11 protein-coding genes and 3 pseudogenes are annotated in these 13,445 nt (G+C 38.7%); 3 read left to right on the top strand and 11 right to left on the bottom strand.

Going from position 1 to position 13,445, the window contains the following annotated elements:
- Window positions 1–302 precede the first annotated feature (302 nt).
- The 5 genes and pseudogenes from pyrE to PCY10_RS02245 all read right to left on the bottom strand — a co-directional run bounded on the left by pyrE (window position 303) and on the right by PCY10_RS02245 (window position 3,941).
- Window positions 303–932 carry an orotate phosphoribosyltransferase gene (pyrE, locus tag PCY10_RS02265; RefSeq protein ID WP_021002667.1) on the bottom strand — a complete coding sequence of 210 codons (630 nt, stop codon included), beginning with the start codon at window positions 930–932 and terminating at the stop codon, window positions 303–305.
- Window positions 933–981: 49 nt separating this feature from the next.
- Window positions 982–1,128 (bottom strand): annotated as a pseudogene (locus tag PCY10_RS02260) (inorganic pyrophosphatase); the annotation flags it as partial.
- The gene (gene pyrF, locus PCY10_RS02255; RefSeq protein ID WP_021002666.1) at window positions 1,121–1,816 is read right to left on the bottom strand and encodes an orotidine-5'-phosphate decarboxylase; all 696 of its coding nucleotides are present in this window, start codon (window positions 1,814–1,816) and stop codon (window positions 1,121–1,123) included. The pseudogene PCY10_RS02260 and the gene pyrF, both read right to left, overlap by 8 nt.
- A gap of 370 nt (window positions 1,817–2,186) precedes the next feature.
- Window positions 2,187–3,125 (bottom strand): dihydroorotate dehydrogenase, encoded by a 939-nt coding sequence (locus PCY10_RS02250; protein ID WP_021002665.1) that lies wholly within the window; start codon window positions 3,123–3,125, stop codon window positions 2,187–2,189.
- 9 nt (window positions 3,126–3,134) lie between these two features.
- The gene (locus PCY10_RS02245; RefSeq protein ID WP_021002664.1) at window positions 3,135–3,941 is read right to left on the bottom strand and encodes a dihydroorotate dehydrogenase electron transfer subunit; all 807 of its coding nucleotides are present in this window, start codon (window positions 3,939–3,941) and stop codon (window positions 3,135–3,137) included.
- 190 nt (window positions 3,942–4,131) lie between these two features.
- Between PCY10_RS02245 and PCY10_RS02240 the strand changes: the two genes are divergently transcribed.
- The gene (locus tag PCY10_RS02240; protein WP_021002663.1) at window positions 4,132–5,040 is read left to right on the top strand and encodes a LysR family transcriptional regulator; all 909 of its coding nucleotides are present in this window, start codon (window positions 4,132–4,134) and stop codon (window positions 5,038–5,040) included.
- A gap of 292 nt (window positions 5,041–5,332) precedes the next feature.
- Here PCY10_RS02240 and PCY10_RS02235 read toward each other — a convergent pair whose 3' ends face one another.
- Window positions 5,333–6,571: an MFS transporter gene (locus PCY10_RS02235; protein ID WP_021002662.1), complete on the bottom strand. Its 1,239-nt coding sequence runs from the start codon at window positions 6,569–6,571 to the stop codon at window positions 5,333–5,335.
- Window positions 6,572–6,993: 422 nt separating this feature from the next.
- Here PCY10_RS02235 and PCY10_RS02230 point away from each other — a divergent pair, with 422 nt between their 5' ends.
- Together PCY10_RS02230 and PCY10_RS02225 are read left to right on the top strand one after the other, a co-directional pair.
- Window positions 6,994–7,566 carry a LysR family transcriptional regulator gene (locus PCY10_RS02230; RefSeq protein ID WP_021002661.1) on the top strand — a complete coding sequence of 191 codons (573 nt, stop codon included), beginning with the start codon at window positions 6,994–6,996 and terminating at the stop codon, window positions 7,564–7,566.
- 262 nt (window positions 7,567–7,828) lie between these two features.
- On the top strand, window positions 7,829–8,323 hold the full coding sequence (locus PCY10_RS02225; RefSeq protein ID WP_301558779.1) for a restriction endonuclease subunit S: 495 nt from the start codon (window positions 7,829–7,831) through the stop codon (window positions 8,321–8,323).
- A gap of 21 nt (window positions 8,324–8,344) precedes the next feature.
- On the opposite strand, the pseudogene PCY10_RS02220 reads toward PCY10_RS02225, so the two are convergent.
- The 5 genes and pseudogenes from PCY10_RS02220 to PCY10_RS02200 form a co-directional block, all read right to left on the bottom strand.
- Window positions 8,345–9,267: pseudogene (locus PCY10_RS02220) on the bottom strand (site-specific integrase).
- A 25-nt stretch (window positions 9,268–9,292) separates the two neighbouring features.
- Window positions 9,293–9,790, bottom strand: a pseudogene (locus tag PCY10_RS02215) (restriction endonuclease subunit S); the annotation flags it as partial.
- A 43-nt stretch (window positions 9,791–9,833) separates the two neighbouring features.
- Window positions 9,834–11,429: a type I restriction-modification system subunit M gene (locus PCY10_RS02210; protein WP_021002657.1), complete on the bottom strand. Its 1,596-nt coding sequence runs from the start codon at window positions 11,427–11,429 to the stop codon at window positions 9,834–9,836.
- Window position 11,430: 1 nt separating this feature from the next.
- A complete protein-coding gene (fic, locus tag PCY10_RS02205; protein ID WP_003036683.1) occupies window positions 11,431–12,036 on the bottom strand; it encodes a protein adenylyltransferase Fic in 606 nt (201 codons plus the stop codon).
- Between the two features lie 14 nt (window positions 12,037–12,050).
- Window positions 12,051–13,304: a restriction endonuclease subunit S gene (locus PCY10_RS02200; protein ID WP_301558778.1), complete on the bottom strand. Its 1,254-nt coding sequence runs from the start codon at window positions 13,302–13,304 to the stop codon at window positions 12,051–12,053.
- Window positions 13,305–13,445 lie beyond the last annotated feature (141 nt).

Here is a 13,445-nt window from a genome sequence, read left to right as displayed (position 1 = left end):
AAAATCTAATTGGTTATGTTATTTCAAAAAGAAGCTGGGGAATAGGTCTCAGCTTCTTATGCTTTTATGTCGTTATAATGTACAAAAAGTCTATCATACATTGATAAATCAACTATTGCAATTTGGGACTTACGAAAAGTAAGCATCATTCTTTTGGCAGTATTTTACGCCAAACGTTATCAATAGCCTACTAAATGCTTAAACTGTAATTAGTTTCCATTTCTAATATACCAAATTCCTTGAGTAAATCCAAACCTCTACCTGCTGATTGTTCCTATTTAGCTCCATCTGATTCAATCCCTTTATTCATGCCAGTTTTCTTGATCATGTTTAAATTTCTCAAGTAAAGCTAAGCCTTCTGTCGAAACATAGCCTTCTTGTTCCGCCAGCTTGATTAATTCAGTGTAGTTCGATAACGTTACCAATCGAACACCTGCATCTGAGAAATTCTTTTCTGATCTAGGCAATTCATAAGTAAAAATAGCTACCACTCCAAGGACGTCAGCCCCCTCACGCTTAGCAGCAGACACCGCATCCAGAACCGACCCTCCAGTTGAAACCAAATCCTCAATCACGACCATTTTCTGACCTGTTTTTACTCGACCTTCAATTTGATTTCCAGCACCATGATCTTTTGGTTTGCTACGAATATAAGCAAATGGTAAAGTCATCTTGTCAGCAATGATGGCACCATGAGGAATACCTGCTGTTGCTGTTCCAGCGATTACTTCTACTTCTGGAAATTCAGCCCTAATTGTCTCTACAAAGCCATTTTCAATCAACGTCCGCGTTTCTGGATAAGCTAAAGTCACACGATTATCTGTATAGATTGGTGACTTGATGCCACTAGCCCAAGTGAAAGGCTCTTCCGGCTTCAAGTAAACAGCCTTAATTTTCAGTAAGTCACGCGCAATATCTTTTGCTAAAGTCATGATTTCTCCTTTATAATAATTCAATAGTGGAATCAAAATATGGTTCCAATTCCGACGCAATGTAAACATCCTGCTCTTCGCCATCCTCAGCAAATAAATTCGGAATATAACCATAATTGATAGGATAACGATTTCCAAAACTATCTTGATAACCGATAGGTATGTCAATGATTGCTTGATATACTTTTCTAGCCATCTATCCATTCCGTCTTAATAGCGCGATAAGCAGCTACTGGATCTCCAGCTCGTGTGATGGGACGTCCAACCACAATATAGTCACTACCAATTTGATGTGCTTCTTGCGGTGTCATGACCCGTTTTTGATCCCCAATTTCAGAACCAGCTGGTCGAATACCTGGAGTTACACACAGAAAATCTTCTGACGTCGCCGCTTTAATCAGCTTAACTTCCTGAGCTGAACACACAACTCCGTCTAAGCCGGCCTCTTTAGCTTTGCAAGCATAATTGACAACCGATTCTGAAACAGTTGTTTGGATATTTTGGCAATTCCGCATATCCTCTTCGCTGGTAGAAGTCAGCTGAGTCACTGCAACAAGTTTTGCTTGGTCACCTAAAACGTTTTTAGCTTCTCGCATCATTTCTACACCACCTGCTGCATGAACCGTCACCATATCAATTTCAAAAGTTTTCAAAACAGACATAGCAGAGCGCACCGTATTAGGAATATCATGTAATTTCAGATCTAAGAAAATACTGTGTCCCAAGCTTTTCAAATAGTGAACAATTTCCGGGCCAATAGCATAAAAAAATTCCATTCCAATCTTCACATAGAGTTTTTCACCTTTCGGAAAATGTTCTAAAAAGATTTTAACATCATCAAAAGATGAGAAATCAAGAGCAATAATAGGACGTTCTTCTCGCATGTGTTCGTCTCCTTATTTATTTTATAGGCGTTTTGCCATTTTAACCTTTGGACACAGCCTCTTAATGACTTGAAATACTGTCTGTACTACGGGTTCGTTTGCTAATCCTGACCACTTGATTTCAATAGAATCACTTCCTAACAAAAACTTTACCCATCATCTTAAATCCCTGCCGAAACTTTTAAGCATACTTCGCACAAACTTCTCAAGAGCTATAGAAAAACCTTGCCTGAGGCAAGGTTACACGAAAATTGACAGTTTACTGCCATTTTAAACCGTATCAGCCTTAGTAGCCTCTCTGGACTTCTTTAAAGGTTTCATTTCAATTATTTTATAATTTACTCTGTCTATTGTCAAGCAAAAAATGAGGTTACCATAAATTTTCTCTAATTTCTGTTCGTAAGCTTTCCAAACTTTCAATACCGTATTTATCCATGACTTTAGGTAGATCCTCAATAATATTAGGACACACATAAGGGTTTGTGAAATTTGCTGTCCCAACACCAATCGCTGAAGCTCCTGCGATAAACATTTCAATGGCTGCTTCTGCTGAGTTTACCCCACCCATACCAATGATTGGTAAACTACTAGATTGCGCTACCTGACGAATCAACTTCAAGGCAACTGGAAAAATTGCCGGCCCCGACATGCCACCTGTTCCATTTGCAATAATCGGCTTTCTGCTCTTTGAATCAAATCGCATTCCAACTAAAGTGTTAATCATGGTTAAACCAGAAACTCCTGCATCTTCAACTGCTTTCGCTATTTGCGCAATATCTGCTACACTAGGTGTCAATTTTACATAGACTGGCACTTCCGACACGTCTACCGCTGCCTTAGCAGCCCGATATGCTAAATCCGGCACCTGACCAATTAGCAAGCCCCCATTACCATGATCAACATTGGGGCAGGAAATATTAAGTTCAATAGCCTTGACGTTTGGAGCTTTAGATATTTTTTCTGCAACAAAAGCATATTCTTCGTTAGAGAATCCCGCAACATTAGCAATAATCGGAAGATTAGGATAATGGTGAGCCAGCCAAGGAAGTTTTTCTGTCAACACCACATCTACCCCAGGGTTTTGTAGTCCAATAGCATTGAGCATACCAGCTGGTGTTTCTGCCACTCGTGGCGTCGGATTGCCAAAACGAGGGTACTGCGTGGTCGCCTTAATCATTATGGAGCCAAGTACATTGAGGTCATAATATTTGGCATATTCCTGCCCAAAACCAAAACACCCCGAAGCTGGAATAATTGGATTTTTCAGTTCCAAGCCAGGAAGAGAAATTGCTAAACGACTGTTAGACATATCAACCTCCTACATCACGATTGTACCAGTCTCAAAAACTGGACCGTCTTCACAAACCCGCTTATTGACTTCTTGGTCCTCACCAACAACATGAAGTACACAAGCATAACAAGCCCCCATTCCACACGCCATTCGTGATTCCATAGAAATGTAAGCTCGCGGATGACTGCAAAATGTTTCATTCACATATCTGAGCATACCAGGAGCTCCGCAAGCATATACCGCAGTAAAATCTTCTGATAGCTCATTCACAATGGAAGAAACATAGCCTTTGCGGCCATAAGAACCATCATCTGTTGTTATCAGGACACGACTATATTTTTTCAGTTCTTCTTCCAGAATGACAACTGCTTTTGTTGCGAATCCAAGAACTGAAGTGACCTTCACTCCCTTGCTATGTAATTCTTTTGCAACTTGTAGCAAGGGGGGAACACCAATTCCACCTCCTATAATTAGAGCTGTATCTGCAATACCTAAACCAGATAAATCAAAACCATTTCCCTGAGGCCCCATGACGTCTAACTGAAAACCTTTTTCCAACCGAGAGAAGAGTTCTGTACCTGCTCCCTCTATCCTGTAAATAATCCGACAGATTTTCCGTTCTCTGTTAATCTCTGAAATTGAAATAGGACGACGTAGAAGCTTTGTATCATCTGGAACTCGGATATGCAGAAATTGTCCAACCTGCATCTGGCCAACCATTTCTCCTCGTAAATCCATAGCAAAAATTCGTGGAGCAATTTTCTCTTGGTGCACAATGGTCATCTTTTCCAACATGATTTTTCCGAGTCTCTTCTCGCATGAGCTGCTTGTCATTTCTACCTCATTTCTTTATTAAAAAAGACCTTGCATATACACAAGGCCTCACGAAAATAAAGAGTCGGTTTTCTCACTCTTCCTTCACCCGAAACCTTGGAAGCCTCGCTGGACTTTCTTAAAGGTTAAATTTAATCTATTTTACAACTTCAAATGTGTTTTGTCAATTCCAATATGATAAAATAAGCTTATGAGAATTCAACAATTGCACTATATTATTAAAATCGTCGAAACTGGCAGCATGAACGAGGCTGCCAAGCAACTCTTTATTACCCAGCCTAGTCTGTCCAATGCAGTGCGCGATTTGGAAAATGAAATGGGCATTGAGATTTTCATCCGCAATCCCAAAGGTATTACTCTGACCAAGGACGGCATGGAATTTCTCTCCTATGCTCGTCAAGTGGTAGAACAGACTCAGTTATTAGAAGAACGTTACAAAAATCCAGTTGCCAATCGAGAGCTTTTCAGCGTCTCTTCTCAACACTACGCCTTTGTAGTCAATGCTTTCGTTTCTCTGCTCAAAAAAAGTGATATGGAAAAGTATGAGCTTTTCTTGCGCGAAACACGAACTTGGGAAATCATTGATGACGTCAAAAATTTCCGCAGCGAGATCGGTGTTCTCTTTCTCAACAGCTACAACCGCGATGTCCTCTCTAAAATGCTAGATGATAATCACTTGATTGCCACACATCTCTTTACTGCCCAGCCACATATTTTTGTTAGCAAGAGCAATCCTCTAGCAAAGAAGAAATTGGTCCAATTATCAGACTTAGAAGAGTTTCCTTACCTCAGCTACGATCAAGGAACCCATAATTCCTTTTACTTTTCAGAAGAAATTCTATCGCAAGAACACCATAAAAAGTCCATCGTCGTCAGCGACCGAGCAACTCTTTTTAATCTTTTGATTGGTCTTGATGGCTACACTATTGCAACTGGTATTCTAAATAGCAATCTCAATGGTGACAATATTGTTTCTATTCCGCTAGATATTGATGACCCTATTGAGCTGGTTTATATTAAACATGAAAAAGCTAGCTTATCTAAAATGGGGGATAAATTCATTGAGTATCTGTTGGATGAAGTTCAATTTGATAAATGAATTATCAAAATCAGTTCCATAATTCCTAAAGTAGTTTTACCCACTACAGAAATTACAGAGCCAAATAAGATAGCTGCTTAAAATTCATTCCATTTCCTCCTGTACTTACTTGATTTTATTATATCGTGAAATAGCAATAGCAGGAAAAAACGTTGAAAGGCTGTAATGTGTAGACATTGCAGCCTTTCTTAAAAAATGAGCAAAATACTACTCAATGACTACTTCCACATATTTTGCTTGCCCTAAAAAAGAGACCGGATCTGAGTTCAGTCTCTTTTTTATGCTAATATGATTATATTTCTTCTGCGACCAATCCTTCTCCTAATAGTGAGTAACGTTCTGCTTTTAAATTCTTAATCGTCCACAAGGCAGCAAAACTAATCAAATAAAGGGCAGCTAAGAAAATCATGACCATTGAAACGCTCGAGATATCTAAAATTTTCCCAATAATCACAGATGAAAATCCTCCAATTGCTCGGCCAACATTTAATATGACATTATTAGCCGTGGAGCGAATATGAACTGGATACAATCTCGTAATCATCGCGCCATAACCCGCAAACATACCATTTACAAAGAAGCCGACAATCGCACCGCCGATAATCATGGCAGGCATTGAATTGGCAAATTGGAAGAAGTAAACACACATGGAAGAAGATAGAAGAAAGATTGAATAAACAAATCTCGGGCCCCATTTATCAAGGATTTGACCAAAGGTGAGCATTCCCAGACACATCCCTAAAATCGTTGAAACCATCCAAAGTGAGGAATCTTTTACAGAAATATGCAAACTTGTTTGGATAATGGTTGGAAGCCAGTTCATCATACCAAAGTAACCCGCAATTTGTACTGTTGTCATGACCATAAGCGCTACTGTCTGAGCCGTTAGAGATGGTGTTTTAAACAATTCACTCATTTTAACAGACTGGCGCCCTTCTGCTTTTAATGTCACATTGCCATTATCTCGGATATGATCATCATCAATCGCTAACATCATCCACAAAACCAAGGCAATAGGCGCAAGTCCAAAGAGGAACAGCCCCTTCCAACCAAGTGCGGGAGCTAACCAACCTGCTAAAAGTGCTGAAGTAATAGAACCGACTTGCCCTGCAATTCCATTCAAAGATGAAATGCGCCCCATTTTTCCAATAGGAACAATACCTGCCATAATCGCGATGGCAACTCCATACTCTCCACCAACACCTATCCCAGCAATGAAACGCATGAGATATAGATAATAAATATTTTGTGTAAAGTAAATCAACCCTGTTGCTAATGAAAAAATAACAATCGTCCATTTGAAGACCTTGAACTTGTGATAGCGGTCAGCCAATAAGCCAAAAAGCAAACCTCCAACCAACATTCCCAGATTGGTAATTGTTGCAATCCAGCCTCCTTGCGCTCCAGTAACACCTAATTCTGAAATAATAGATGACATCGAAAAAGCTAAGAACATGACGTTTAAATCGTCCGTTCCTGATGCAACAATCGCAGCAACTAATGCTCGCTTATTATTTTTGTCTAAAGACATGCACATTCTCCTTAATCGTAGCTCACAGACTACATTTATTAATTGAATACAGCCTAAAAATCAAAGAGCTCAGGAAATCCCGAGCCACAAGTTTACAGTAAAATAGCAGATTAGCGCGCTAATCCATTTTAATGATTACTTTTATGCCTCACAGGACATGATTAAAGTTGTATTTAATTGCATTAAGTATAAAATAGATTGAAAGATTTGTCAAGAGATTTTAAAAAAATAGTTTTGAACGATTTGTGCTGCTCTCTGCTTTCATTTTACAAGACAAATAAAAAATTGTACAATAACGATGGATGATACTAGTATTCATTTTACCTATAGTTAAAACTGTCCAACTCATTGATCAAAAAGAAGACATCGTGCTGAATTTATAACACTTGGAGCAACTCATTGTTTTCTGATAGGAGGGAACCTTGTCTAAAGCAGCCAAAGTCCTACTCATCTCTCAGCCATCCTTAACTCGAAATATGCAAATGCTGGAAGATGAATTGGGGGTTATTCTTTTTGAGCGAAGAAAAAATAAATTAAGTTTCACGAAAACCGGTCATCAAACAGTTAAACTAGCCAAAAAATTTCTGAAACAAAAACAAAAATTTCTCAATGATGTACAACATTTTGCATTAAAAGAAAGTACTATTTTTGGTGGTGTTAATGCGCCGGGAGCCATCTTTGAACTGGAAAGTCGTATAAAAGAAAAAGGCTTGGAGCAACACATTCAAATTGAGCAAAAGACGAATGACGAATTGGAAAAATCTCTGGATGACGAAAACGTTCACTTCATTGTAACAGACCATCCTATCAAAAAAGAGCATATTCTTTCTATGGGGCTTTTCATGGAGCAACTTTACTTATCCGTTCCCTTGACTCACCCGTATGCCACACGAAAAGAGATAAAACTTGCAGAATTGGCTAATCTGACTATGCTGCTACGCTCGGATGACGCAAACAAAGTTTATTGTTCAAAAAAATCGGGCAGCCTTTGTTGATTTAGTAAATGCTTCTGCATTACCAACTTTTTCTACCAATATTACTCAACAAAACACTGAAGAATCTACTGCTAATAGCCAACGTATCCAGATTCCTATCTCGGACAAAGAAGCTATCAAGACTTTCTACATTTCCGTTTTGAAGAAGAACAAAGCTATTTTACAGGAGTTGGTGAAATGAAGAAAAAGACCTAAGCCTTTGGTTACGAGACTTAGATCTTTTTATCAATTCTAAAATTAAAATCTATAAATTATTAAAAAGATGAAAATTACTAACCACTGGGAACAGCGGAAGTTGGGGGAGGTGGCGGAAATTACAATGGGACAATCTCCAAATTCAGCAAATTACACAAATAATCCGAGCGACCATATTTTAGTTCAGGGTAATGCTGATATGAGGAATGGATATGTACACCCAAGAGTATGGACTACACAAGTTACTAAAACAGCTAAAAAAGGGGCCCTAATAATAAGTGTTAGGGCCCCAGTAGGAGATGTTGGTAAGACCGAATATAATGTTGTTTTAGGTAGAGGAGTAGCAGCTATACAAGGAAATGAGTTTATCTTTCAATTACTTTCTAAAATGAAAATAAATGGATATTGGGAAAAATTAAGCACTGGTTCTACTTTTGAATCCATCAATTCTAATGATTTAAAAGATGCTTCGATTTCACTCCCCTCCCTCCCTGAACAAACTGCCATCGGCGATTTCTTTTCCACTCTGGACCGTTCCATTGCCCTTCATCAGCGTGAGTAAATTGTACTGTTCCAAATTATCTTATACTAGTCCAGATAAGTATCTCATAACTAGATCGTTATCTTGATTTTCTAATTCTTGAATGATGTGCATATAAACTTTTTGTGTTGTGGTCATTGACGAATGGCCCAATCTTCTTGAAACACTGGCGATAGAAACTCCCGCAAACATTAGAAGAGATGCATGAGTATGACGGAGGCCGTGAATACTGATAATTGGAATTCCTATCTTTTTACAGTGACGCTCCAGCCATTTGTTGGGGGTTGAATTGCAAATTGTATCAGTTGCAAATATCGGTTCATCGTGTTCAATAGATTTTACAAGTTGTTGAAACTGCATGCCAATCTGCCAATCAATTTGAACTTTTCGAATGGAGGAGCGATTTTTTGTTGGTTGAAAACCGGTATGAGTTTTGTAATCCCAAGTTTTATTTACGGAAATAGTTTGGTGAATAAAGTCAAAATCATCAGGCGTTAGACCTAGTGCTTCTGAAAATCTCAAGCCGGTTTTTGCTATCAGTAAAATCAACCAATCCCAATTAATTTCATTTGTCAATTTCAAATCAGATAATAAATTATGTAGTTCATATTGATTCAGATATTTTGCTTTTTTAAGTCTTGGTGGTTTCCCTTTGAAAATTACTTTTCGTGTTGGGTCACGCTGAATATATCCCTCATCATCAAGTCAAGGATAGCTCCCTTGACTTGATGATGAAAGTCTATCACAGTTTGTTTTTCATGAGTTAAAGCATATGCATTTAGCAACTGCTGATAGACTGTTCGGTCTATTTGTCCCAATGTCAGATGGCTAGCTAACTTTTCTATTTCCTTTTGATTATGGTAGTATTTTTCTAATGTGACAGTTCTGACTGCGCCCTCTTTAAAAAGCTTAATCCATTCTTTGAAATATTCATGAAAAAGAGTCTCTGATGTAAATGTCATCATAATTCCACCTCCAAAATCTGTTAAATTACTCACGCTGATGAAGGGCAATGGAGCGGTCTAGGGTCTGGAAAAAGTCGCCGATGGCTTTTTGTTCGGGGAGGGAGGGGAAAGGAATAAGCAATTTTTTTACAATAGCAGCAGATAAATTTCCTTGCCCTCCCTGTAAATATTTATCAATGATATTTTTCTTTTGATTTTTCAACCATTGCTCAATGAATTTAGAATTATAGGCATCGTAAGGTTTAATTGCTAAAATAGCCTGATTAATTGCCCCGTTTATTTTTGATATACCAACTTCACCACTTGTTGCACCATAAAGTGCATAAAGTATATCACCAACATTTACCATTTTTGCTGATGAATTTTTTAATCCTTCTTCTGTTAGATACAGCTCAGTAATTGCTGAATTGATTTCAGCAGAACGAATAAAAGGAATTTCACCATTATAATATTTGGAATTCCCAACAGAAGGGGTACCACCAGAAAAAGACACCGCCACTTCCCCCAACTTCCGCTGTTCCCAAGCGAAAAGAAAAAAGCAAGAAATTTTCCCTGCTTTTTCTATGTTACATCTCCACTCCCAACTGACGTAATTGGTCTGCGATAAGGGCTTCTAATTCTGCTATTTCCGCTTCATCTTGAGCGATAAGGCGGGTTATCTCATCCAGATCTATCTCCTCTTCCTCTTCGAAAGTATCAACATATCGAGGAATGTTTAGATTAAAATCATTCTCTTTAATCTCTTCAAATGAAACTAGTCGAGCATATTTGTTCACATCTTGACGATTTCGGAAAGTTTCAATAATTTTTTCAATGTGAGTATTGTTTAAGGTGTTTTGATTCTTTCCCTTATCAAAATCTTTACTGGCATCAATGAAAAGAATGTCTCGATTTTCTTTATTTTTTCTGAAAACAAGAACAGTTGTGGGAATGCTTGTTCCATAAAAGAGATTGGCTGGCAGACCAATAACGGTATCCAAGTAATTCTTTTCAACCAGCGTCTGACGGATTTTTAATTCAGCAGATCCCCGAAAGAGCACGCCGTGCGGCAAAACAATGGCCATGGTACCTGTATCATTCAGATGGTAGACACTGTGGAGAATAAAGGCAAAATCCGCCTTAGAAGCAGGAGCTAATTTCCCATATTCTGAAAAGCGCGGGTCTTTTAGCTTGTTGTCAGCATTGTCCCATTTAGCAGAATAGGGGGGGTTGGCTACTACTGCATCGAAGCTGCGGGGATGGTCAACCCCTTTTTCGTCCGGTCCGTCCGGCCAATCACTTTCCAAGGTGTCAGCATTGCTCAGATTCATGTTACTATAAGTAACACCGTGCATCATCAGATTCATCCTAGCCAAGTTATAGGTCGTTGTATTAAGCTCCTGCCCAAAATACTTAATTGCTCCAGGCTTTTGACCATTTGGCAATTCATTCCCAACTGTCAGCAAAAGAGAACCCGAACCCATGGTTGGGTCATATACAGAAAAGGTACGCTCGGTTTGTTCAACCTTATCCGTGACAATCTTAGCTAGAATTTGACTAACTTCATGCGGTGTGTAAAATTCTCCGCCTTTTTTCCCTGCTGAAGCCGCAAACTTCTTGATTAATTCTTCATAGATAAACCCTAAAATATCTCTACCGTCATCGCTCTTATAGTTAATATCATCCACTAATTTGACAATCCGATTGAGCGATTTTGCCCGATCATTGGTAGAAGAACCAAGACGCGTATCTCCCAGATTGATATCATTAAAAACTCCACGGAAATCCTGCACCGCTTCTTTGTTCAGTTCCGCATTAGCATTGAAATGATCAAAAATCGTCTGATAATCGCTTGGGATAACCTCATTGTTTTCAATGCGAGCCAATAGAGAGAGCCATGTATCTTCAGGAGCAATCGCATACCCTAAACTAAACGCAATATCTTCCAAATAATCTGCCAATTCCTCACCCGTTGCCTGCTCTGTATACAGTTGGTTGATTGTCTTACTATCTTCTAGATCTAAAATAGCATTGTTAATCAGGTATTGCTCCTGATGCTCGGACAAATAGCGATAAAACATAAAAGCCAAGATATAATTTTTATACTCAGAAGCATCCATGTTCCCGCGCAGTTCATTGGCCATTGCCCATATTTTATTTGTAATTTCTTGTGTTTGTGACATATTATAAATCCTCAGTCCTGTATAAACTGTATCCCTCATAGTAATAACTATGATCAATCCCTTTCATGTAAAGTTCTCGGTTAGTTGTATCTCGCGTGAGAGCTTTTCTCAAGATATGTTTTATTTCAATATCCCTGATTGGACTTCGCTCCATCGCAAGCAGATAATCGTCCTTGTCCACCTTAGACCAATCAACAACCTGTCCTAACTCTTTTTTCAAGATTACATCCAACCAAATCCGCATGCTTCTACCATTCCCTTCTCGAAAGGGATGGGCAATATTCATCTCAACATATTTTTCAACGATTTCCTCAAACGTATTCTGAGGCATGGCAGACACATTTTCCAAGGAAGCCTCAAGATACATAACTGGTGCAAAGCGAAAACTTCCTTTGGCAATATTGACTGTACGAACCTTGCCCGCAAAATCATAAATTTCTGAGAACAAATAAGCATGAATGGCAGCTAGACTGTCATAAGAGCCAACTTCCAAGGTGTCTAAGAAGCCTGTTTCGAACATTTCAGCTGCTTTTTGCTTGCTGATTTTTTCCTCTTGCCGGGCTAATTCCGTTGAGTCTGTTAAATGCAGTTTATTTTCTAAAACCATACAGTTCTCCTTTCTTAAGGAAATATTTTTTGCAAAAGCGCCTTCTTACGAAGTTTCAAATGCTCAAGCTTACGCTGATGAAGGGCAATGGAGCGGTCCAGGGTGGAAAAGAAATCGCCGATAGCGGTTTGTTCGGGGAGGGAGGGGAGGAAGATTGTTTCATTCTCCAAATCTTTTTTACTTAAATTTCCAATTGCACCATTCCCGCCAGAAACATTACGGTTAATGAAATTAAAATACCAAGTTGAACTCATAGAGGCGTTTATAAACTCCGACTGCGAAGATGTAATAAGCAACATGAAGCCACCATGGACTGTGTATTTATCAATTCCTTTAATCAACGCATGTTTACCTACTAAACGATTAGAACCGTTTGCTGCTGTTATCAAAATGTCATTTTCCTGCACAAATTCAATATTAATAGACTTTTCATCAACAAATATATCATCTTCGTGTAACACAAAAGTATCCTCATCAATATTTGATGAACGTAGAACTCTTACTCCTGAATCTCTTATATCTGATGGTTTATAAGTCAAGCCTCTACGAATCTCCGCCACTTCCCCCAACTTCCGCTGTTCCCAAGCAGGGGCATTTTTGAACTCAGGAAAACGAATTTTAGGTACGCTTTCACCATTTTTTGGAAACATTTTCTGTAAGAGGGATTTTTTACGATTTTTTAAATTTTCTAACTCACGCTGATGAAGGGCAATGGAACGGTCCAGGGTGGAAAAGAAATCGCCGATGGCTTTTTGTTCGGGGAGGGATGGGAGTGAAATCGGGCATTTTGCCATTTGCTTCCCCGAAACCTCAACAAAGGTTGATCCTGCACCGGTAACCTCTCCATAATGCTTTAAATAGCCTGTCATAGAATAAATAAAATAGGAATATAGAAGATTTTCTTTGGGAACAATAGATTGAAATCCTTGGTTTGTAGTAGCCGACTTAGCTAAAATTGCAGTATTACCAATACCTGCTCGAGAAGTAAATAACACAGTACCTACTGGTAAAAGTTTTGCAGAACTTTTTTCCAAGCCAAGTTTTGAAATTTTTCTTTTACTTTCAGATACAAAGGTCTTTTCTCCAATTTCTGCTGGAGCATACCAATCAATATCTCCGTCCCAATATCCAGGATTAGATGTACTTGGAGTGCCTCCACCGACAATCTCCGCAACCTCCCCCAACTTCCGCTGTTCCCAAGCAGGGGCATTTTTGAATTCTGGGAAGCGTAATTGTGGGATTCGCCCCTTGTTTTTCTCTTTTTCCACGTTCTTTCCTCTTTTTTCTTAATTTGACTTTGTTAAAATTTTCATCATATCTGTAAAAAGACACCGGTGTTTTACGTCCAGTGCCCTTAAATAAGTTCCGAAAAACGTTACCGCTATTAATAATTTAATTATAACAGCTTT

The sequence above is a fragment of the Streptococcus sp. SI1 genome, from assembly GCF_030439945.1.
Classification (GTDB): Bacteria; Bacillota; Bacilli; order Lactobacillales; family Streptococcaceae; genus Streptococcus; species Streptococcus intermedius.
This window is presented reverse-complemented; position numbering and strand designations above follow the sequence as displayed.